The 21,604-nt window shown below is 72.1% G+C and carries 22 protein-coding genes; 21 read left to right on the forward strand and 1 reads right to left on the reverse strand.

Annotation, left to right across the window (positions count from 1 at the left end):
- Window positions 1–128: 128 nt before the first annotated feature.
- The 13 genes from SOM08_RS21895 to SOM08_RS21955 all read left to right on the forward strand — a co-directional run bounded on the left by SOM08_RS21895 (window position 129) and on the right by SOM08_RS21955 (window position 10,814).
- Window positions 129–1,271, forward strand: a complete 1,143-nt coding sequence (locus SOM08_RS21895; RefSeq protein ID WP_322469748.1) for an SdrD B-like domain-containing protein — start codon at window positions 129–131, stop codon at window positions 1,269–1,271.
- A 124-nt stretch (window positions 1,272–1,395) separates the two neighbouring features.
- Entirely contained in the window at window positions 1,396–2,001 is a 606-nt protein-coding gene (locus SOM08_RS21900; RefSeq protein WP_116960061.1) for a hypothetical protein, read from the forward strand.
- Window positions 2,002–2,224: 223 nt separating this feature from the next.
- Window positions 2,225–2,761: a hypothetical protein gene (locus SOM08_RS21905; protein ID WP_322469749.1), complete on the forward strand. Its 537-nt coding sequence runs from the start codon at window positions 2,225–2,227 to the stop codon at window positions 2,759–2,761.
- A gap of 118 nt (window positions 2,762–2,879) precedes the next feature.
- Entirely contained in the window at window positions 2,880–3,275 is a 396-nt protein-coding gene (locus tag SOM08_RS21910) for a hypothetical protein (protein ID WP_322469750.1), read from the forward strand.
- Entirely contained in the window at window positions 3,272–3,892 is a 621-nt protein-coding gene (locus tag SOM08_RS21915; protein WP_322469751.1) for a hypothetical protein, read from the forward strand. The genes SOM08_RS21910 and SOM08_RS21915 overlap by 4 nt, the downstream gene beginning before the upstream one ends.
- Before the next feature lie 17 nt (window positions 3,893–3,909).
- Entirely contained in the window at window positions 3,910–4,764 is an 855-nt protein-coding gene (locus tag SOM08_RS21920) for a hypothetical protein (protein WP_322469752.1), read from the forward strand.
- Between the two features lie 193 nt (window positions 4,765–4,957).
- Complete coding sequence (locus SOM08_RS21925; RefSeq protein WP_322469753.1) at window positions 4,958–5,275, forward strand: hypothetical protein; 318 nt, start codon at window positions 4,958–4,960, stop codon at window positions 5,273–5,275.
- Between the two features lie 321 nt (window positions 5,276–5,596).
- Window positions 5,597–6,196, forward strand: coding sequence for a hypothetical protein (locus SOM08_RS21930; RefSeq protein WP_116960066.1), 600 nt, complete (start codon window positions 5,597–5,599; stop codon window positions 6,194–6,196).
- A 169-nt stretch (window positions 6,197–6,365) separates the two neighbouring features.
- Window positions 6,366–7,022, forward strand: coding sequence for a hypothetical protein (locus SOM08_RS21935; protein WP_116960067.1), 657 nt, complete (start codon window positions 6,366–6,368; stop codon window positions 7,020–7,022).
- Window positions 7,019–7,489, forward strand: a complete 471-nt coding sequence (locus tag SOM08_RS21940) for a hypothetical protein (protein ID WP_147326247.1) — start codon at window positions 7,019–7,021, stop codon at window positions 7,487–7,489. Before SOM08_RS21935 ends, SOM08_RS21940 begins: the two co-directional genes overlap by 4 nt.
- 22 nt (window positions 7,490–7,511) lie before the next feature.
- The gene (locus tag SOM08_RS21945) at window positions 7,512–8,306 is read left to right on the forward strand and encodes a hypothetical protein (protein ID WP_322469754.1); all 795 of its coding nucleotides are present in this window, start codon (window positions 7,512–7,514) and stop codon (window positions 8,304–8,306) included.
- A gap of 8 nt (window positions 8,307–8,314) precedes the next feature.
- Entirely contained in the window at window positions 8,315–10,279 is a 1,965-nt protein-coding gene (locus tag SOM08_RS21950) for a carboxypeptidase-like regulatory domain-containing protein (RefSeq protein WP_322469755.1), read from the forward strand.
- Between the two features lie 61 nt (window positions 10,280–10,340).
- Complete coding sequence (locus SOM08_RS21955) at window positions 10,341–10,814, forward strand: hypothetical protein (RefSeq protein ID WP_116960070.1); 474 nt, start codon at window positions 10,341–10,343, stop codon at window positions 10,812–10,814.
- A gap of 116 nt (window positions 10,815–10,930) precedes the next feature.
- Here the strand turns inward: SOM08_RS21955 and SOM08_RS21960 are convergent, their stop codons facing one another.
- Window positions 10,931–11,371 carry a helix-turn-helix domain-containing protein gene (locus SOM08_RS21960; RefSeq protein WP_116960071.1) on the reverse strand — a complete coding sequence of 147 codons (441 nt, stop codon included), beginning with the start codon at window positions 11,369–11,371 and terminating at the stop codon, window positions 10,931–10,933.
- 345 nt (window positions 11,372–11,716) lie between these two features.
- Here SOM08_RS21960 and wbaP point away from each other — a divergent pair, with 345 nt between their 5' ends.
- Genes wbaP through SOM08_RS22000 form a run of 8 tightly spaced genes read left to right on the forward strand, consistent with a single transcriptional unit; the run spans window position 11,717 to window position 21,580 of the window.
- Window positions 11,717–13,291, forward strand: a complete 1,575-nt coding sequence (gene wbaP / locus SOM08_RS21965; RefSeq protein ID WP_322469756.1) for an undecaprenyl-phosphate galactose phosphotransferase WbaP — start codon at window positions 11,717–11,719, stop codon at window positions 13,289–13,291.
- Entirely contained in the window at window positions 13,291–14,292 is a 1,002-nt protein-coding gene (locus SOM08_RS21970; protein WP_116960073.1) for a GDP-L-fucose synthase family protein, read from the forward strand. Before wbaP ends, SOM08_RS21970 begins: the two co-directional genes overlap by 1 nt.
- Window positions 14,289–15,440 carry a GDP-mannose 4,6-dehydratase gene (gene gmd / locus SOM08_RS21975; protein WP_116960074.1) on the forward strand — a complete coding sequence of 384 codons (1,152 nt, stop codon included), beginning with the start codon at window positions 14,289–14,291 and terminating at the stop codon, window positions 15,438–15,440. Before SOM08_RS21970 ends, gmd begins: the two co-directional genes overlap by 4 nt.
- Window positions 15,441–15,452: 12 nt before the next feature.
- Window positions 15,453–16,781: a hypothetical protein gene (locus SOM08_RS21980; RefSeq protein ID WP_322469757.1), complete on the forward strand. Its 1,329-nt coding sequence runs from the start codon at window positions 15,453–15,455 to the stop codon at window positions 16,779–16,781.
- Window positions 16,778–18,358, forward strand: a complete 1,581-nt coding sequence (locus SOM08_RS21985; RefSeq protein ID WP_322469758.1) for a GMC family oxidoreductase — start codon at window positions 16,778–16,780, stop codon at window positions 18,356–18,358. The genes SOM08_RS21980 and SOM08_RS21985 overlap by 4 nt, the downstream gene beginning before the upstream one ends.
- A complete protein-coding gene (locus SOM08_RS21990; protein WP_322469759.1) occupies window positions 18,355–19,302 on the forward strand; it encodes an aldo/keto reductase in 948 nt (315 codons plus the stop codon). Before SOM08_RS21985 ends, SOM08_RS21990 begins: the two co-directional genes overlap by 4 nt.
- Complete coding sequence (locus tag SOM08_RS21995; RefSeq protein WP_322469760.1) at window positions 19,290–20,576, forward strand: hypothetical protein; 1,287 nt, start codon at window positions 19,290–19,292, stop codon at window positions 20,574–20,576. Before SOM08_RS21990 ends, SOM08_RS21995 begins: the two co-directional genes overlap by 13 nt.
- Window positions 20,573–21,580: an acyltransferase family protein gene (locus tag SOM08_RS22000; RefSeq protein WP_181936533.1), complete on the forward strand. Its 1,008-nt coding sequence runs from the start codon at window positions 20,573–20,575 to the stop codon at window positions 21,578–21,580. The genes SOM08_RS21995 and SOM08_RS22000 overlap by 4 nt, the downstream gene beginning before the upstream one ends.
- Window positions 21,581–21,604: the final 24 nt, after the last annotated feature.

The raw sequence follows: 21,604 nt of genomic DNA on the forward strand, positions 1-21,604 counted from the left end.
CCCCCACACAGTCCGCGCCCCATGTGCCGCCACACTTCATGCCCCGCCTTGCCCGTGCCGCCGCACCGCGCCCTGGTCGCCTGGCCCCACGGCCGGGGCGATGGCGCTCGCTCGCCGTGGGGGCACTGGTGAGCACCGCCGCCTGGGGCCAGGCCCCCGCGCCCGAGGCCGCACCGGGCGGTGGCGCGCAGATCCAATCGCTTGACCGCCTCCAGGCCGAACAGGAGCGCCTGCGCGAGCTCGCGCGCCGCCAACCGCCCGCCTACGACGACCAGTTTCTGAGCGCCGACGACGGGCCCTTGCTGGGTGGCGAGGCGAACCCCACCGACGCGGAACCCCCAGGCCTGCGGTACTGGCTGGTGGAAACCCAGCTGAACTGGACGCAGCGGCAGCCATCCGGCGCCGCGCCGCAGCACCTGAGCGAGTCGGGCCTGCGCCTGCAATACCAGCAGGAAACGCTGAGCCACGGCCAGTGGCAGGTGTCCGCCGATGCGCGACGCCACAGCGGGGACACGGCCCTGGGCGCCTGGGGCGCGTTCAACGCCGCGGCCCAATCGACCAGCGGCGCCCGGCTGACCCTGCGCAACCTGGGCCTGCCGCTTTCGCCGTCCAGCTTCGCCGACATCGGCCTGGGCGATCTCCACAGCGAGGTCACCGACGGCCTGACCCGCGGCCAGCGGCTGAGCCTGGGCAACAGCGTGCTGCGTGGCGCTTCGCTGCGGGTGTTCACCGACAGCACCGATGTGCGTGCCGGCTGGGGCCGGCGGGGCCAGTTCGAAGGCGGCCCCTACGCCAGCGTCGAGCCGCTGGGCGGCGCACTCTCCTGGCTGGGGCTGACACGGCGCTTCGAGGACCAGCGCTATGCCGCCGCCCAGGTCAGCCGCAGCCATGAGCGCACCGCCCTCGTCTACCTGCGCTACGAAGGCCAGCGCGGCCGGGGGTTCTCCGACACCGCCGGCGCCGCGCACGGCGCGGGCGCGGGCCGCATCGGCGGCGTGGTCTTTCTCGACGCCAACCGGGACGGCGTGCAGCAGGCCAACGAGGCCGGCGTGCCGGGCGTGGAAGTGCTGCTCAACAACCGCGAGCGCGCCGTCACCGATCCGCGCGGCCGCTTCGAATTCGCGCAGGTGCGCACCGGCAGCCAGCGCCTGAGCCTGCGCCCCGAATCCATACCGCTGCCCTGGGGCGAAGGCCCGCAGAGCCGCACCGTCGTCGATGTGCCGCTGCGCGGCGAGGCCATCGCCCCGCTGGGGGTGGTCAGCCCCCAGTGAGCACCCCCGAATGAGGCCGCCGCGATGAAGTTCACCCAAGCGCCCATGCCCACCGGAGGCTTGTCCGGTTCGTCGCCAGCCCCGCTGGTTTCTTGTTTCCCTTCCTGCTTTTCATAGGACATCCATGAAATCTCCCGCCCGACTGCTCACCGCCACCGCCGCCGCAGCCGCCGCCCTGCTCAGCACCCAGGCGCTGCACGCCGAAAGCACCTATGGCTACAACTCGGCCGGCACCGGCGCGGTCAGCGCCACCGCCCGCGTGAACGTGAACGTCTCGATCCCGAAGCTGATCATGCTGCGCGTCGGCTCCGCCGGCGCCACCGTCGACAACGTCGACATCGCGCTCACGCCCAGCTCGAGCACCTTCGGCAACGGCGACAGCCAAGGCTTCGCCTGGGACGGTTCCGCGCCCACCTTCACCGCCTCGACCGTCGCCGGCCTGAACGCCTTCGCCTGGACCAACGCCAGCGGCGCCACCCTCACCGGCGCGGTGAGCACGCCCGACACCGGCACCACCGGCCTTACCGCCGCCAGCATCCTGGTCAGCGCCAACGCGGCCGATTCGCTGCAGCACCCCGGCGCCAACACCGGCGGCTTCACGACCCAGCCGATCCCGGCCAATACGCTGCAGACCGGCACCTGGACCTACAGCGTGGACGCCGCCGCCGCCGCGGCCGCCAGCGCCGGTGCCTTCTCGCAGACGGTGACCTACACCGCCTCGGCGCTCTGATCGGGCCCGGGCGGCGCATCCCGCGCCGCCCGGATCCGACCATCGGCCAGCCGGCGCCCGCGGGTCCGGCTGGCCCTCTTCCCGTGATCCGGCCATGCAGTGCCTGCCATCCGCACCCCGGGGGCTCCGCGCCCTAAAGCCCCGCCCCGGCGCCCGCCTGTCGCGCGTCCGCGGCGCGCTGACCCTGCTCGGCCTCGCGCTGGCCTGTGGTCCGGCGTCGGCCGTGCTCACCTTCTTTGACCTGGCCAGCCCGCGCTTCATTCAACTGCAGGTGGGCGCCAGCGGCGGCACCGTCAACACCGTCGGCTTTCGGGTCACCGGGGCCCACACCAGCCCCACGCCCCAGGCCGTGCCGGGTGTGCCCGACGCGCTGGCCCCGGCCACCACGCCCAGCGGCGGCGTGCGCGTGCGCCTGCGCGGCCAATGGGCCTCCGGCAACCAGACCCTCAGGCTGCTCGTCGACTCGGCCGCCGGCATGGCCTGCGTGGCCGGCAGCGGCTGCGGCAGCACCGTGATCCCGTTCACCACCGTCCGCTGGGTTTCGCACGAACGGGAGTCCGCGCCAGGCTATGCCGGCTGGGACATTCAAAGCGGCGGCTTCGATGGCGGCACCGCGCAGCAGCTGGTCGGCATGATCTGCTGCTTCACCAACCGGTCGGTCGAGGTCGCCAACACCCTGGTGTTCAGCTACGGCAACACCACCCTGTACCCGGCCGGCCGCTACCGCGGCACGGTCACCTTCACCGCCGTGATCGAGTAGCGTGAAGCGCTGTTGCCACGCCCTCTGCATCGCGACCGCGATCGTCTGCGGCGCCCCCGGTCTGGCGCGGGCGCAAGTCCCCCACCGGCTGGACAGCGCCGCCTCGCCGCGACAGCGCGTGGCCGCCCGGCAGGTCACCGACGAAAACGGCCAGGCGCTCGCGCTCAATCCCTTCGCGCGGCGGGCCTTGGCCCGCTTCGGCCGGGTCGAGTACCGGCTGGGCACCGGCGGCTTCCTGCAGCGACGCGCGCGCATCGACATCGTGCTGCCGCCCCTGGTGAACGGCCTGCAGCGCAGCAATGGCCTGGTTTTTCGCTGGCGCGGCCTGGACGGCGCCCTGGACGGCCAGCTCGGGCCTGGCCAACGCCAGCCGATCTGGAGCGGCACCATCACGGCCCCGCTGACGCCGCTGGCGATCGACCTCGAACTGGAACTCGAGCTCGACGCCTTGGGCCCGTGGAACGGGGGCGCCTTCGGCATCGAACCCGGCTTCGAGCTGGTGACCCTGCCATGAGGCTCTGGCCCTGCCTCGCCGTCTCGGCCAGCCTGCTGGCACCGCCGGCGGTGCAGGCCGAACAAACGCAGTCGCAAGGCGCCGGCGGCCGCATCACCACCGGCGCCCGCTTGAATTTCGAGCTCGGCATCGACCGCATGATCTTCCTGCGCGTCGGCGCCGGCGGCTCGCACGCGGGCACCGACAACGGCGGCGGGCCCTCGGCCAGCGCCACCCTGAGCGGCGTGGACTTCACGCTCACCCCCTGGCACGTTCCCGGCGCCGCGCCGACCTATGGCGCCCCCGAGGCCGTCGCCCTGCCGGTGGAGGTGCGTGGCAACGTCGGCCAGATCCAGCTCAGCGCCCAAACCAGCGGCCCGCTGGCCAACGGCCCGCACCATATCCCGATGTCGCGGATCGGCCTGAGCTCCGACAACGCCAGCCTGCCCGCGCCGCCCATCCCCGACAGTGGCATCGGCAGCAGCGTCAACGTCAGCCCCGGGGGCAGCGGCACCTCGGCCGCGCCCGCCCTGCTCACCTACCGGGCCGCGAACTGGACCTTCCGCTACACCCCCGCCGCCTCGCCGGTCGCCGGTGTCTACACCGGCCGGATCACGTTCTCGGCCGCCACGCCCTAGACGCCCAGGAGTTCTCCATGCCCACCGCTTGTCCCCCCCTCTGGCGTCGGCGGCCCCTCGGGGCCGGGCGCCTCGCCCTGGGCCTGGCGGCGCCGCTGCTGTGCGGCGCTGCGCTGGCCCAGCCGGCGACGGCGCCTTTCGAGGTCGCCGCCTCGCCGTCCCGGCTGGAGCTGCAGGCCCAGCCGGGCGAGCGCCTGGGCCAGTCCCTGCGCATCTACAACGTCGGCACCCAGGTCAATACGCTGGCCTTTCGCACCATGGACTGGTCGCTGACCGAGGCTGGCGAACTGCAGTTCCACCCCGAGCTGCTGCCCGGCAGCTGCCGGCCCTGGGTGGCGCTGGAGCGCCGAACGCGGCAGTTGGGCGCGCGCGCCAACGAGCCGTACCGCTTCCAGGTGTCGGTGCCGGCCGACGCGCCCCGGGGCGAGTGCCGCTTCATGATCGCCATCGAGGGCGTGGACCCGGCCCAGGTGACGGCCCTCAACAGCGGCGGCTCGGCGCTCAGCTTGCCCATCAGCGGGCGCATCGCGATCACCGTGTACGTGGCCGTGGGCGGCGCCAGGCCGCAGCTGGAGCTGGTGCGCATCGGCACCGACAGCCTGAAGAACCAGCGGCGCCCGGTGCTGGTGGTGCGCAACCTCGGCGACGCCCATGGGCGGCTCGACGGCGCGCTGACCGTGCGCGATGCCGACGACAAGGCCCTGGAACTGGTGCCCGAGGGCGCGCCCGTGCTGCCGGGCCAGACGCGCACCCTGGCCCTGGCCGCGCGCGGCAAGGACGGCGCCACCGCGCCGCTGCGCTTCCCCTTGCGGGTGTCGGGCACCCTGGACTGGGACGAGGGCGCCTTCAAGATCGAGGCCACCTTGCCGTGAGCCCGGCCAGGTTCAAGTTCTCGGCCGGCGGGTCGAGAACCGGGACATGGCACACCCTCGCCGAGTTCACGCGCAGGCCGTCCTGCTGGCCCTGTCCCTGCTGTCGCCGGCCGCCTGGCCGGAATCCACCGTCGCCCGGAACCGGCCCAGCGCGTCGGCCCGGGTCACTATCCGCGTGACGGTTCCTCCGGTGGTGAACCTCCTCGAGAACAGCCACCCGTCCACGCTGGCGGCGGGGTCGGGGCCCATCACGGCCCTGCAGCGCATCGTGCTGCACACCAATGTCCGCCAGGGCGCTTGCGTCGAGCTCACCCGCCGGGTGCCCGGCGCCTCCTCCGCCGCCTGGGAACTGCGCGCGGTCGGCGGCGAGGCGGTGTCGCTGCAGGCCCACGGGGACGGTTGGCGCCTGTGCACGCTGCGCCAGGGCACCTATGCGGTGCAGATCGAACACCGGTTCGGCGCCGAATTCGCCGGGCGCTGGCCGCTGCGCACCGACACCGTGCTGCTGTAGCCCGGTCACGCGCGCCAGCGCGACGGGATCGGCCGTTGGCGGGCCGAGGCCCCGGCCGGTGGCGCACTGCCTTTGCCTGACGGCCTGCCGGACAAAGGTACGCACACGGCAATACCCGTCAAAACTTGAGCACAACCGTCACCCACCTGTGGTCGAATTTCGACCGCTAAGTCACCTATGTGCCTCAAGTGCTTGAAAAACGTGACTTTTTCCTGTCTGATGAATTGTCACAGGGAGTTTCGGCGCCTAGTATTCGGCCCAACATTGAACCAAAGTGGTACGCCATAAAGTACTCCATCTTTCAGACCTGAAGGAACCCTTGTGAAGAACTCCCTGCTGCTCCGCTCGGCCCTGGCCCTGGCCCTGGCCACCCCCCTGATGGCCTCGGCCGAATCCCAGCTGGTCACCGGCGCCGGCAACGCCGCCGCCCGCCTGGATTTCCGCGTCATCGTGCCGCGCGTGCTGTTCCTGGGCGTGGGCACCGGCGCCGCCGCCGCGACCCCGGCCAACAACACCACCATCGACACGGTCACTTTCGACTTCACCGCCAACCCGGCGGCCGTCGGTACCGGCGCGGCGGCCGGCACCATCACCGGCAACGTGGTGCCGGTGCGGGTGATCGGCAACAACGGCCAGATCACCCTGGCGGCCTCCACCACCGGCGCCCTGACCAACGCCAGCGCCGACACCATCGCGTGGTCCGAGATCACCGCCACCAGCAACCAGGCCGCCACGCTGCCCAGCCCGGTCATCCCGAACACCGGCGCGGGCGCGGCGAGCAACGTCTCCCTGTCCTCCGGCACCAAGGTCACGGACCGCTCGGCCAACTGGACCTTCAGCTACGCCAACTCGGCCGTGGTGGCCCCCGGCACCTACGGCACCACCAACGGCCGCGTCACCTACACCGCGTCCATGCCCTGAAGGCGCGGGCCCGGCCGCAGCGGTTCACCACGCTGTGACGCCTGGCCCCCGGCCAGCGCCGGCGAACGAAGGGGGCACACCATCCCTCTTCGCCCGGCCTCCCCACCCGATCCGCCCCCCGATGGGACGCTCCACGAGCCGCCCTGGAAGCCCTAGGCCCCGAGACACCATGCCGCGCGCCGCGCCCTCGCGCACCCTGAGAACCGCTGCCGGAGCCGGCCTGCTGCTGCTGGGCCTGGCGGAAATGGCCGCCGCCCACGCCTGGTCGCTGAGCGTCAGTTCCGGCAGCCGCCGCCTGTTCCTGCACGTGGGCAATGGCTCGGTGAGCAATGCCAATGGCAACTTCAACGGCGCCACGGGCACCAACGGCGCGATCAACCTGGTGCAGGTCACGGTGCCGGCGGCCCAGCTGGGCAACGGCACCGACCTGGCCATGACCAGCAACAGCACCCAGTCCACCAGCCTGTACGGTGACGGCAACAACACCTGCCCGACGCCGTCCAGCCAGGTGATGGTGGGCGCCGGCTACCGCCGCAACGGCGGCTCGGCCAGCGCCACGCTGGGCGTCACCTCGCCCGCCAACCTCACCAGCGCCGCGGGCGACACGATCCCCTTCACCGAAATCAGCTGGACCGTCTCGGCCCCGGGCAGCGGCGTGCCCAACGTGATCCCCGCCGGCACCTTCAGCGGCGCCACGCAGACCCTCGCCACGGTGCCCGGCAACACCTACATCGAGAACTGCCACACCTTCAGCTACGCCAACAACGCCGTGCGCGCGGCGGGCACCTACAACGGGCGGGTGACCTACACCCTGAGCGCGCCATGAGCCGCGCGCGACCCATGGCCTGCCTGGCCAGCGCCCTGCTGGGCGCCGCCCTGGCCCTGCCGGCGGCGGCCAACCCGCACCGCCTGGACGACAGCCAGAGCTACACCGTGCCGCCCAATGTGCAGATGCAGTGGCTGCCGCTGAAGCCCGGCCAGCCCTTCGGGCAGGGCATGGAGGCCTGGCTGCGCGTGAACGTGCGCATCGACACGGGCCCGTGGGCGGGCCGCAGCGGGCGCGTCTACATGGTGCTGCCCTCGGACCAGGCCTCCCGCGTCGAGGCCGTCTGGACCACCCAGGGCCGGCTGCTGGCCGGGCGGCTGCTGTCCGGCGAGCGGGCCCTGGTCTACGCCGGCCCCATCCCCGGACCGACGCTGCAGGACCAGCTGCAGGTGCGCCTGCGCGCCAACCCGGACTGGACCTCCAACAGCCGCCGCCTGGACTTCCATTTCGAACTGGACGTGGACTGAACGCCCCATGCGCATCGCCTCCTTGACACGCCTGCTACTCGCCGCCGGGGCCGGCGCGCTCACCCTCCAGGCCGCCCCCGCCGGGGCGCAGGGCTTCGCCGCCTACATCACACCGCCCCGCTTCGAGCTGCGGCTCAACGCCGGCGAGGCCTCGCGCCAGGTGGTGGAGATCCAGCACGCGGGCCTGCAGAAGGGCAGCTACCGCCTCTACACGAACGACTGGAGCCTGCGCGCCGACCAGTCCGTGGATTTCAGCGACGCCCTGGCGCCCGACAGCTGCCGCCCCTGGGTCGCCATCGAGCGGCGCGAGCTCACCATCGAGCCCGGCGCACGCTACCGCTACCGCTTCGAGATCACGCCGCCGCCAGGCACGCCGGCGCGCGAGTGCCGCTTCGCGCTGATGATCGAAGGCCTGGACACCACGCGCGTGCAGGGCGACCTGAACTTCCCCGTGGGCGGGCGCATCGGCGTGATCGTCTACGCCAGCATCGGCGACGCCGCGCCGCAGCTGGCCATCACCGGCACGCGCGTGGTCACGGTGCAGGGCCAGCCCACCGCCGTGGTCGACGTGCGCAACAGCGGCAATGCCCACGGCCGGCTGGAAGGCTTCGTCAATGGCACCGACGCCCTCGGCACGCGCGTGGAGATGGCGCCGGCCGACCTGCCCATCCTGCCGGGCGAGACGCGCGCGGTGGCGATCCTCCCGGTGCCGGAGAACGGCAAGCCCGCGCCCGAGTTGCGCTTTCCGCTGACGGTCAAGGGCCAACTGGAGTGGGGCAAGAACCGCCTGCCGCTGGACGCCCGCTTCGCGCCGTGAAGGCCCCGATGCCGCGTGCGCGCCTCGGCCTGCTGATCCTCCTGGGCGCCTGGGCGCCCTGGCTGGGCGCCCAGACCGGCGAGGCCCCGCCCGCCGGCGCCGCCGCGCCCTACGTGGACCGCGTGATCGAGAACCTGCCGCCCGAACCGGCGGACACCGCCGCCGACTACCCCTACGACCGCGACGGCTGGCCGCGCTACCTGCGGCTGGAAGCGCGCGTGGGCTCGCAGCCCTTCGACCAACAGCGCCGCACCCGCATCGGCTACGGCCTGTATGGGCTGCTGGAAACGCCCAACCACGGCAGCCTGTCCATCGACGGCACCTACGCCCCGGCCGACAGCAGCGGCACGCTGACGCTGCGCCAGCGCGCCATGCCGCTGGACGGCGGCTGGCTGGCCAGCCACGAACTGGGCGTCATCAACCCGCCCATGCCGGGCATCCTGCGCCTGCCGGCGCGCGTCTTCGTGCCCGGCGCGCTGCTGCAGGGCGCCAGCGCCGAATGGGAGAACCCGGGCCGCGGCCTGCAGCTGCAGGCCAGCACCGGCCAACCCGGCCGGCTCGACTTCCTGCCGGCCAACGGCTTTCGCCGCCTGCCCGGCCAGCGCACGGCCTTCGGCGGCCAGTGGCGCCTCGGCGCCGACGAGGCCAACCCGCTGGCCACCCAAGGCTGGACGCTCGCCCTGCGCCACGAGGACGGGCGGCGCGTGTCGGTGCTGGACACCCCCGCCCAGGCGAGCGACACCGTCAACGCCGACTCCACCCTCCTGGCCCTGCGGCGCGAAGACGCCGGCTACCGCCTGCAGGGCCAGCTGATGAGCACCCGCTCCAGCCAGCTCAGCGGCTCGCGCAGCGGCTTCTGGTTCGACGGCGAATGGGACGACGGCCCGCGCACCCACGGCCTGGGCGCCTACCGCCTGCAGCCGGACCTGAGCTGGGCGAACCTGCCCATGGCCAACGACCTGGTCGGCGCCTACGCGCGCACGGCCTGGCGCACGCGGCAGTGGTCGGCCGAGGGCTCGGTCGACTGGCTCGACTCGCTCAGCGGGCGCAGCGGCAGCGGCTACTTCGCCACCGGCTCGGCGCGCTGGCGCCTCAACCGCGACCACAGCCTGGGCGCCGGCGCCACGCTGCGCCGCTTCGACGGCGACGCCTGGAGCACCTGGGGCGACTGGCGCTTCCAGAACGGCTGGGGCACCACCGGCCTGCGCCTGGAGCTCACGCACGGCCAGGGCGAGCCCGACTCGCGCTGGCTGAGCTGGGACCAGGAGTGGGCCGCGCAACAGGGCTGGGCGATCTCCACCAGCCTGGGCCTGCGACGCTACGACGCCTTCCAGGCCCAGCCCGCCGAGAACGCCTGGAACGCCGCGCTGAGCCTGTCCGCGCCGCTGGGCAACCGGGCCGGCCTGCGCGGCAACCTCGCCACCGAACGCGGCAACAACGGCCAGTCGCGCCACAGCCTGAACCTGAGCGCCAACTGGCGCATCGACCCGCGCTGGAGCCTGGAAGCCCAGTACAACCGCTCCACCGGCCGCAGCCGCCTCGCGCCCTCGCTGGACCCGCTGGCGCCCTTCCTGCCGCTCACCGTGCCGGACTCGGACCGCTCGTTCTACGTGCTGCTGCGCTACGAATTCGAGGCCGGCAGCCGCAGCGTGCCCCTGGGCGGACGCGCGGCCGACGGCGGCGGGCGCATCGAGGGCACGGTGTACTTCGACACCAACCGCAACGGCACGCAGGAGGCCAGCGAGGCCGGCGTGCCCAACGCCACCGTCTACCTCGACAACCGCTACGCCGTGCGCACCGACAGCCAGGGCCGCTTCGAATTCCCCTTCGTGGCCAGCGGGCCGCGGACGCTCAGCGTGCGCAACGACAGCCTGCCGCTGCCCTGGGGCGTGGTCGACAAGGGCCAGGCCCTGCTGGAGGTGCGCCGGCGCGAGAGCGTGTCGGTGAGCTTCCCGGTGCAGCGCAATGAATAAGCGCTGACCAGCGGGGCCTCGCCCCATTCAAGTTCGGGCCCAAAAGCCCGATAAGGGGGGCATGTCCACCCCACTTCGCCCGTTCCTGCCCGCCGCGGCCGCCTGCGCGCTGCTGCTGGCGCCGGCCACCGGCATGGGCGACAGCGCGTGGGCACCGCGGGGCAATGCCAGCGCCGCGCTGGACTTCCGCATCGTCATTCCGCCCGTGATGCGCGTGCTGGAGAACAGCCACCCGCGCCAGCTCGACGCCTCCGCCAGCGGCGAGGCCAGTGCCCAGCAGCGTCTGGTGGTGCTATCCAACCTGAAGCACGGCTTCTGTGTCTCGCTGCGCCGCGCCGCGCCCCAACTCGGCACCTGGGAGCTGCAGGCCGACCCGCACAGCGGTGTCCAGCTCAGCCCCACAGCCGACGGCTACCGCCTCTGCGGCACCCGACCGGGGCAATACACGGTGCTGCTGCAGCACCGCTTCGGCACCCGCGACAGCCAGGCCAGCGCCTTGCACTGGCCGGTGCAGACCGACATCTCGGCCATCTGATCCCCGCGCGCCGTGGCCGCTCGCCCACGAAACGCCGTGTCGGGATGTAAGCCTCACGCCCGGATCACGCATTTGCGCGTGGCCTCGCCACGCGGCTGCGCCAATCTGTTCTGTACTTATCGGCGGGGGCGCGCGGACAGGTGCGGCGCGATGCCGTGGCGCTGCCACACCCGGCGCACCGTCGTGGCACTGAGACCCAGATAAGCCGCCAGGCTGCGCGTGCTCCAGTTCGTGCCCGCGGCCGGCTGCTCGTCCCGCGTCGCGCGCAACACGTACCACTCGACCGCGGCGGTCACGCTCGGCGCGCGCCCCGAGCGGGGCGCGTCCTGCAGCAAGGCCTGAACGCCGCCTTCGATGAAGCGCCGGCGCCACAAGGCCACCTGGCGCCGGTCGAGCTTCACCTCCTCGGCGATGTCCTTGTTGCGCCAGCCCTGTGCCGCCAGCAGGATCAACCGGGCACGCTGCTGCACGCGGGCCTCCACGCGCCGCCCCTTGGACAGCGCGCGCAATTCGCGCTCGGTTTTCGCATCCGTCTCGATCGGTTCAGCCACCCGCATGCTTGCAACCTCCTGGGCGACTGAGCCCTTCACGCCGCCATAAGTTCAATCAATTCTGGCGCGCGCTACACCGATGCGTGTGAACGGATTTCTGCGCAGGTATCGGTCGCATGCATCACGCGGCTCAACTCAAGCTTCGTTACATGCGGCCCAGGGGCGGGCTCCAAGAATGAATTGGCGAGCACGGACCCCGCCTGTCCGCGCTTCCCCCAACCACCCCGACACGCAGGGAGTCATGCATGCCGTGCTTCAGCCGCCAGCCTTTGCCATGCGCCCTCCGGGTGCATGCCATGCACCCACACAGGGCGCGCCCGTCCAACCCCTGCATCCGCGGTGGGCCCTGACATGGCCCGCGCGCACGCCCAACGGCTGGAGAGGCGCCCATCCGCGGAAGGCGGACCGGGCGTCGTCGTCCCGCTCCACAACGAACACGACCTCGCCCACAGCCTCGCGCCCTGGGCCGACCTCGGCCGGCGCGAACAACAGGTGAGGGCCTGGCTGGTGCTCACCGACCTGTGCGTGCTCGGCCTGTGCTTCGTCGCCGGGCGCCTGCCCGCGTGGCTTCGCGACGAGGTGAGCCTCTCGCAGGCCATGAACGTCTGGTGGGCCGCCAACGGCCACCTGCGCCTCACCCTGTTCGCGGCCATCGCCCTGGCCATGGTCAGCTGGATGTGGACGGTGCAGGGCCACTACACCGCGCACCGCCGCAAGCCCTGGTGGGACGAGGCGCGCCAGCTGATCCAGGTGATCGTGCTCGCGGCCCTGCTCGACGCCATGGTCATCTACCTCGCCAAGTGGCCGCTCTCCCGCCTGTGGACCGGCGCCACCTGGGGCCTGGTGTTCATCTGCCTGCCGTTGGCCCGCCTGGCGGTGCGCGGCCTGCTGCTGCGCGCCGGCCTGCTCACGCAACCCTACGTGCTCATCGGCCACCCTGGTGACGTCGAGAAGGCCGCCGCCGCCTTGGCCAGCGAGCCCCTGCTGGGCTACCGGCCCGTGGCCGTCGTCTGCCCCGACCCCGGCGCGCGGCTGGTCAAGCTCGCCGGCGGGCACGTCGTCGCGCCCACGGCGCTCACGCCCGGCGTGCGCGCCTTTCTCGCGCGGCCCGGCCCCCACCAGCTCGTGGGGGTGCTGGGCTTGCGCGACAACAACTGGCTGCGCGAACTGGCGCAGGAGCTCATGCTCACCCGCGACGACCTCGTCATGGTGCCCGCGCTCGGCGGCCTGCCCATCTACGGCATGGAGGTCTCGCACTTCTTCAGCCACGACGTGCTGCTGCTGCGCGCCCGCAACAACCTCAACCGGCGCGGCCCGCAGGTGCTCAAGCGCGCGCTCGACATCGTGGGCGCGGCCACCCTGCTGGTGCTGCTGGCGCCGCTGCTGGCCTGGGTTGCCTGGCGCATCAAGCGCGACGACGCCGGCCCGGTCTTCTTCGTGCAGAAGCGCGTGGGCGTGGACGGCCAGCTGTTCGATTTCATCAAGTTCCGCAGCATGGTGATGGACGCCGACGCCGCGCTGGAGCGCTGGAAGACCGAGAACGAGAAACTCTACGTGCAGTACCTGGCCAGCAACTTCAAGCTCGCCAACGACCCCAGGGTCACCCCGATCGGCCGCCTGATCCGCCGCACCAGCATCGACGAGCTGCCCCAGCTCATCAACGTGCTGCGCGGCGAGATGAGCCTGGTGGGCCCGCGCCCGCTGCTGGCCCGCGAGCTCGGCGAGTACGGCAAGAGCATCGCCGCCTACGGCAAGGCCCGCCCCGGCATCACCGGCCTGTGGCAGATCAGCGGCCGCAGCGCCAGCACCTTTCAACACCGCATCAACATGGACCTCTGGTACGTGCGCAACTGGTCGCTCTGGTACGACCTCGTGATCATGCTGCGCACCGTGCGCGTGGTTCTCAGACAGGAAGGCGCTTGCTGATGAACACACCCGACAGCATCTACGTCGCGGGCCACCGCGGCATGGTCGGCTCGGCCATCGTGCGCCGGCTGCTCGCCACCGGCCACCCGGCCAGCCGCCTCCTCACCCGCACGCACGCCGAGCTCAACCTGACGGACCAGGCCGCCGTGCGCGCCTTCTTCGCGCGGACCCAGCCGAAGCAGGTGTACCTCGCGGCGGCCAAGGTCGGCGGCATCCACGCCAACAACGTCTTCCCCGCCGACTTCATCTACCAGAACCTCATGATCGCGGCCAACGTGATCGAGGCCGCGTTCTGCAACGGCGTGCAGAAGCTGCTGTTCCTCGGCTCCAGCTGCATCTACCCCCGGCTGGCGCCCCAGCCCATGGGCGAGCAGGCCCTGCTCACCGGGCCGCTGGAGCCCACCAACGAGCCCTATGCGGTGGCCAAGATCGCCGGCATCAAGCTGTGCGAAAGCTACAACCGCCAGTTCGGCGCCAGCCACGGCGTGGACTACCGCTGCGTCATGCCCACCAACCTCTATGGGCCGGGCGACAACTACCACCCGGACAACAGCCACGTCATCCCCGCGCTGATCCGCCGCTTCCATGAAGCGAAGGCGCTCGACGCGCCCGAGGTCGCGATCTGGGGCAGCGGCGCGCCGCTGCGCGAGTTCCTCTACGTCGACGACATGGCCGCCGCCTGCGTGCACGTGATGAACCTGCCCAAGGCCCGCTACGAGCAGCACACGCAGCCCATGCTCAGCCACATCAACGTGGGCTCGGGGTCGGACCTGAGCATCGCCGAACTCGCGCACCGCATCGCCCGTGTCGTGGGCTTCAAGGGCCGCATCGGCTTCGACGCCAGCAAACCCGACGGCGCGCCCCGCAAGCTCATGGACAGCGGCCGCCTGCACAGCCTGGGCTGGCGGGCCCAGGTCGACCTGCCCCAGGGACTGGCCCTGACCTACCAGGACTTCCTCCAGACCACCGCCCCCCGCCACCTGCCGATCGCCGCGCTATGACCACCAACCCGCCCCTCCCCCACGCCAAGCCCCGCGTCGCCCTCATCACCGGCGTTACCGGCCAGGACGGCTCCTACCTCGCCGAGCTGCTGCTCGACAAGGGCTACGTCGTGCACGGCATCAAACGCCGCAGCAGTCAGTTCAACACCCAGCGGGTCGACCACATCTACCAGGACCCGCACATCGACGACGCCCGCTTCCACCTGCACTACGGCGACCTGAGCGACACCAGCAACCTGATCCGCATCGTGCAGGAAACCCAGCCCGACGAGGTCTACAACCTCGGCGCGCAGAGCCACGTGGCGGTGAGCTTCGAGAGCCCCGAGTACACCGCCGACGTGGACGGCATGGGCACGCTGCGCCTGCTCGAGGCCATCCGCATCCTCGGGCTGGAGAAGAAGACGCGCTTCTACCAGGCCAGCACCTCCGAGCTGTACGGCCTGGTACAGGAGATTCCGCAGAAGGAAAGCACGCCCTTCTACCCGCGCAGCCCCTACGCGGTGGCCAAGCTCTATGCGTACTGGATCGTGGTGAACTACCGCGAGGCCTACGGCATGTACGCCTGCAACGGCATCCTGTTCAACCACGAGTCCCCGCGCCGCGGCGAGACCTTCGTCACCCGCAAGATCACGCGCGGCCTGGCCCACATCGCGCAGGGACTGGAGCGCTGCCTGTACATGGGCAACCTCGATTCGCTGCGCGACTGGGGCCACGCCAAGGACTACGTGCGCATGCAGTGGATGATGCTGCAGCAGGAGCGGCCCGAGGACTTCGTCATCGCCACCGGCGTGCAGTACAGCGTGCGCCAGTTCATCGACATGGCCGCGCGCGAACTGGGCATCACCCTGCGCTTCGAGGGCGAGGGCGCGAACGAACGGGCCATCGTGCAGGCCGTCGAGGGCGACCAGGCGCCGGCGCTGCGGCCGGGCCAGGTGATCGTGCAGGTGGACCCGCGCTACTTCCGCCCCACCGAGGTGGAGACGCTGCTGGGCGACCCGGCCAAGGCCAAGGCCTCGCTGGGCTGGGTGCCGCGGATCGCCCTGCGCGAGATGGTGACGGAGATGGTGACCGCCGACCTGGCGGAGGCCCGCCGCCACGCCCTGCTCAAGACCCACGGCTACGCCGTGGCGGTGTCCGGCGAGCACTGACCCAGCGGACGCATGGCCATGTTGGTCCCCCAGCCCTTGCGCCCATCGGCCCTTGCCCGCTCGCCCCTGGCACGGCGCATGGCCTCGGGCGCGGGCGCCTATGGCTACGCGCAGGCGGTGAGCATCGGCACGCAGCTGGTCTCGCTGCCGCTGTTCCTGCACTACTGGGACATGGCCACCTATGGCTACTGGCTGGCCCTGACGGCGCTGCCCTTCTACCTGTCGATGGCCGACGCCGGCATCTCCCACGCCGCCTGCAACCGCATGATCGGCCTGATCACGCAAGGCCAGAAGGCGCGCGCCGCCGAGGTGTTCCACAGCGCCGTGGCCTTCGTGGCGGCGGTCTCGCTGCTGGCCCTGCTGGCCGTGGGCAGCACCTTGGTGCTGCTGCCCGCCGGCACGCTGCAGGCGCCCGGCTGGAAGGCGGTGCTCATGCTGCTGTCGCTGAGCGTGGTGCTCAGCCTGTTCTGCAGCCTGGCCGAGGTCATCTACAAGGCCACCGGCGGCTACGCGGCCGGCACCTACCTGGTGACCACCGGCCGCCTGGTCGACTGGACCGGCGGCCTGGTCGGCCTGGCGCTCACGCAGAGTTTCATCGGCGTCGCCGCGGCCATGCTGCTGGCGCGCCTGGGCTACACCCTGCTCAGCCTCTGGCTGAGCCAGCGGCGCACCGACTTCCTGCGCTGGGGCCTGCGCCACGCCAACGCGGCCGACATCCGCCAGACCGCCGCACCCGGCATGCTCTTCCTCTCGCTCTCGCTCACCAACGCGCTGAGCCTGCAGGGCTTCACCCTGCTGGTGGCCGCCACCCTGGGCCCCGCCGCCACCGCCGTGTTCAACACCTACCGCACCATCGCCCGGGTCGTGGTGCAGGTCACCAACGCCTTGAGCAACCCGCTCTGGCCCGAACTCACGGCCCTCAAGGGCCAGCGGGACGACGCCGCCTTCTGGCGGCTCTACCGCCGGGCCAAGCGCCTGGGCCTGTTGATCGCGGTGGCCGGTGCCGCGCTGGTGTACGCAGCCTCGCCCCACCTGCTGGCGGTCTGGACCCACGGCCAGATCCCCTTCGCCGCCAGCGGCATGGCGCTGTTCCTGCTCTACGCCGCCGTGTGTTCGGCCACCCAGGTCCCGCGCGTCGTGCTCATGTCCATCAACCGCCACGCCGGCCTGGCCGCGCAGAGCCTGGCCGCCGCCGTGGTCTCGCTCGTGGTGGCCTGGCTGGTCTGGCGCGGCGCCGGCATGGCGGGCGTGGTGGGTGCCATGGTGCTGGGCGAAGCCCTGGTCTGGCTCACCGCCACGCGCGCGGTGCACCGCCTGCACGCCACGAAAGGCGCCGCATGATCGTCGACCTCGTCCACGCCCCGCCCCCCGACACGCCGCACGACGTCGTCATCGTCGGCGGCGGCACGGTGGCCCTGCTGCTGGCGGTGCTGCTGGAGCGCCAGGGCCAGCGCGTGCTGGTGCTGGAGAGCGGCGGCGGCGGCTTCGAAGCGCCGGCGCAGCAGCTCAACGACGCCAGCGTCATCGGCCGCGCCCACAACGGCATCGCCATGGCGCGCGGGCGCGCGCTGGGCGGCACCTCCAACCTCTGGGGCGGCCAGCTCACCGGCTTCGTGCCATCCGATTTCGAGGCCCGCGCGGGCGTGTCCGACGCGCCCTGGCCCATCGCCTACCAGGACCTGCTGCCCTGGTACGACGCCGTGGCCCGGGAGCTGCGCCTGGCCGATGCGCTCGACGAGGGCACGCCCCAGGCGCACAAGCTCTTCGGCGGCGGCTATCCCGAGATCCCGGGCTTCACCCTGTTCCTCACGCGCTGGCTCAAGGAGCCCGCCATGGCCCGGTACTTCAGCGAGCGCCTGCGCCACGCGCCCCGGCTCACCGTCCTGCTGCACGCCCACGCCACCGGCCTGGAGCTGTCGGCCGACGGCCAGCGCGTCGCCGCCGTGCGCGTGGCGCGGCCCGACGGCCGCTTGGCCAACCTGCGCAGCCCACGCGTCGTGCTGGCCAACGGCACCATCGAAATCGCCCGCCTGCTGCTGGCCTGCGCGGCCGAACAACCCCGGGCCCCGTGGGCGGCCAACCCCTGGCTCGGCGCCGGTTTCCAGGACCACCTGGAGATGCGCGGCGGCCAGGTGCACCCGCTCGACAGGGCGCGCTTCCTGCGCACCTTCCAGAACATCGTGCTGGGTGGCCACAAGTACCAGCCCAAGCTGCGGCTCAGCACCGGCGCCGACGCCGCGCTCCAGGTCTCGGGCTACTTCGCGTTCGAGTCCAGCATCGCCGAGCACCTGCAGCACCTGAAGGTGCTGGCCCGCTCGCTGACCCGAGGCGCCCTGCCGCGCCAGGGCCTGGGCGAGGTGCTGCGCCACGTGCGGGGCATGGGCAGCGCCTGGCTGCCGATGGCCGTCCAGTACCTGCGGCACCACCGCATCTACCACCCGGCCGACCGGGGGGTCTGGCTCGTCATGCACGCCGAACAACTGCCCCGCGACGACAGCCGCATCACCCTCGACCGCCAGCGCAAGGACCGCTTCGGCATGCCCCTGGCCGCGCTGGACTGGCGCATCGGCGGGCGGCCCGAGGTGCAGGCCATGGCCGCTTTCGTGCGCCGCGCCGGGCGCAGCCTGCAGGCCGCCGGGCTGGCCCGCGTGGAGATCGATCCGCTGCTCGCCGACGAGGACCCGCGCGCGCTGGACCGGGCCACCGACACCTACCACCAGTGCGGCGGCGCCCGCATGGGCCACCACGCGCGCGACGGCGTGGTCGACCGCGAACTGCGCGTGTTCGGCACCCACAACCTGTACGTGGCCGGCGCCGCGGTGTTCCGCACCTCCAGCTACGCCAACCCCACGTTCACCGCCATGGCGCTCACGGCCCGCCTGGCCGACCAGCTGGGCCGTGAACCGGCGACGGCATGACCATGGACCGCCACGCCGCCCTCATCGCCCAGCGCCTGGGCTTTGGCTGCGGCCGCCTCAAGGGCGGCCATGAAAAGGCCAACGCCCTGCGGCTGGTGCACGCCGCGCTGGACATGGGGCTGCGCCACTTCGACACCGCGCCACCCTATGGACTGGGCATGTCGGAAGCGGTGCTGGGCGAAGCCCTCAAGGGCCGGCAGGAGCCCGTCACCGTGTTCACCAAGGCCGGGCTGGCGCGCCCCGCCTCGCCCGGCCTGCTGCAAACGGCGCGCGCCATCGTCCGGCCCCTGGCCCACCGCGTGCCGGGGCTGCGCAGCGCGGTGCTCAAGGGCATGGCCCAGCGCGCCGCGCCCGCGCAGTTCCACCCCGACTTCATCGCCCGCTCCTTCGACACCAGCCTGCGCCTGCTGCAAACCGAGCGGGTGGAGGGCCTGCTGCTGCACGAGGCGCAGCCGCACGACGCGCTGGCGCCCCTGGCGCCGCTGCTCGAGCGCCGCGTGGCCCAGGGCCAGCTGGGCGCCTATGGCAGTTCCACCGGCGAATCCGCCGCCCGGCTGGTGCGCTTCGGGGCGGTGCGGCAGTACCGCTGCCCCCTGCCCGGTACCGAGGGGTCGCCGGCGGGGCCCATGGACATCCAGCATGGCGCGTTCCGGTGCATCGCCCCGGCCATCGCGCAGCGGATGGAACAGGACCCGCGGCTCAAGGAGCAGCTGGCCAGCCTCTTGCCCCCCGGCGCGGACCCGCAGGCCGCGACCGGGGCGCTGGCGCTGGCCTATGCGCTGGCGCGCGGCCAGCACCGCCTGCTGTTCTCGACCGACCAGCCGCGCCGCCTGGTCGATACGCTGTCGCTCGTCTGGCACATCACGGGCTCGGCCCACTGGCGGCCCGCGATGCAGGCGCTGCACACGGCCTTCGCCCCGGGAGGTGCCCCATGCGCGGGCTGAGCACCCAGCTGTCGCGCTGGCTGCTGGGCGGCGCCATCTACCTCACGGGCTGGTACTACGAAGGGCCGGCGCTTCAGGCCGCCCAGATGGGCGCCATCAGCCTGCTGCTGATGGCCGGCTTCTTTTCCCTGCTGTCGGGCGACACGCTGCGCATCCGGCCCAGCCTCGTCGAGTGGCTGTTCAGCGCCGCCTTCCTGTTCGCCATGCTGGTGGCCTGGGCCAGGGGCAATGCGCTGTCGACGATGTACGGCGCCATGCTGCTGCTGGTGCTCGCGGCCATCGCCCTGATGGTCCGGCACGGCCGGGCGGACGGCTGGGTCGCCGTGTTCCGGTGGGCCTATGTCGCGCTGCTCGGCACGCTGCTGATGGTGGAGCCCCAGGCCCTGTTCGCCTCGCTCGCCGGCAACGTGGAGTACGGCCAGGGGCTGGTCCGCTACCAACCGCTGGGCATGCACCCCAACCTGAGCGGGCTGGTCTACGGCGGCGGGGCGCTGCTGTTCTTCCAGCACAGCCTGACCGTGCGGCGACGGCCCCGCCAACTGTTCGCGCTGGCCATGGCGGGGCTGTGCCTTTGCGTGCTGCTGGCCGCCTCCGCCCGCGCCGGGATGCTGGCGCTGGCCATCACCGGCGCGACCGGCGTCACCCTGATCGCCTGGCGCGGCTCGCGCCGGGCGCGCATGGGCCTGGCGCTGGCGGTGCTCGCCGGCCTGGTGCTCGTGCTCCTGAAGTGGACCGACATCAGGGACTACCTGTCGCTCATCCTCGATGTCGACTCGCCCACGCGGGGCGTGGAGTCCGGCGCCACCGGGCGCACCGATCTCTGGCGGGCCGGCGTCGAACTGGTGTTCTCCGACGGCGCGCTGCTGTTCACGGGGCGGGGCATCCGCTCAGCCCTGCCCGAGATCATCGGCTTCCCGGTCGAGAGCTCGTACATCAACCTGGCACTGGAGCACGGGCTGTTCTTCGGCTCGCTCATCGTGCTGGCCTTCGCGGTCACCGGCTGCCGTGCGCTCAGGCACGGGCTGCAGGGCCAGCCGCCGCGCTACCCGCTGTTCATGGCCGGACTGATGGTGGTCTTCATCCTGGCCCAGTCGGTCTTCAACCGGTACCTGATCGGCGTGGGCAACCCCTATTCGCTCTGGATCCTCGTGCTGATCCTGCAACTGAACCTGCGGGCCCTGCCGTCGGACCTGCGGGCCCGGCGCGCGCGCGCGGCGGCCCGCGCATGGCCCCTGGACCGCGACGCCTTCACCCCCCCTGGGAGCCTGACATGACACACAGAGACACGGACACCACGCTGATGCTGTGCCTGGCGACGGTGCTGATCACCCTGTCGCACCTGGACGCCTTCGTGCCGGACCCGCGCATCGCCACGGGCGGCGCCATCGGCAACTCGCTCTTTTTCTTCCTCTCGGGCTTTGGCCTGGCCAAGAGCCTGAACGCCGAGGCCGCGGGCGGTGTGCCGCCTTCGCTGTCGACCTACCTGCGCAAACGGGTGGTTCGCCTCTACCCCGCCGTCGTCATCGTCGCCTGCGCCATGCTCGCGGCCGGCATGGTCCGGGTCGACGGCATCGCGGGGCTGGCGGCGGTCTTCGTCTGGCCGACGCCGTTCTGGTTCATCTCCGCCGTCATGGTGTTCTACGTGCCGGTGTTCTACCTGGCGCGCCTGCGCCCCGCCGGCATCGCCACGGCCCTGGCGCTGTTGCTGGTGCCCTACGCCTTCTTCTACGGCCAGCTGGACCTGTCCACCTTCGTCGTGGAAGGGCGGGGCAACGATTTCACCTGGGCCAACCACTTCAAGTGGATCAACTACTTCGGCCTCACGCTGATGGGCTGCCTGGTCGCGCGCCTGGGCCTGACGCCCCGGCTCGGTCCCGCCGCGATCGCCTGGCTGCTGGGCGGCCTGCTGCTGTTCCTCGTCGCCAAGCTCACGCTGTTCCGCTTCGGCCTGGGCCCTCTGCAGTTCGTGTTCCAGGCCCTGCTGTACCCGATCGTCTATGGCTGCTTCCACGTCTTCGCCTCGGAGGCGCTGCTCAGGCCCCTGCGGTCCACGCCGCTGTTCCCCGTGGTCGCGCTGCTGGGCGGCCTGACCCTGGAGATCTACCTCACGCAGACCGCCTGGATCCGCTGGCTGGAAGCCCAGAGCTACCCCTACGGCCCGCTCGCGCTCCTGCTCCTGGCCCTGGTGCCGCTGCTGGTGTTCTCGGTGCTGACGCGCTGGGTATCGCAGCGCATGGGCTCGGGCGTCTCGCGCCTGTTCCAGCCCGCCACCGCTTGACCCCTTTTGACAGGCCGACCCGAC

Source organism: Hydrogenophaga sp. SNF1, assembly GCF_034421675.1.
Classification (GTDB): Bacteria; Pseudomonadota; Gammaproteobacteria; order Burkholderiales; family Burkholderiaceae_C; genus Hydrogenophaga; species Hydrogenophaga borbori.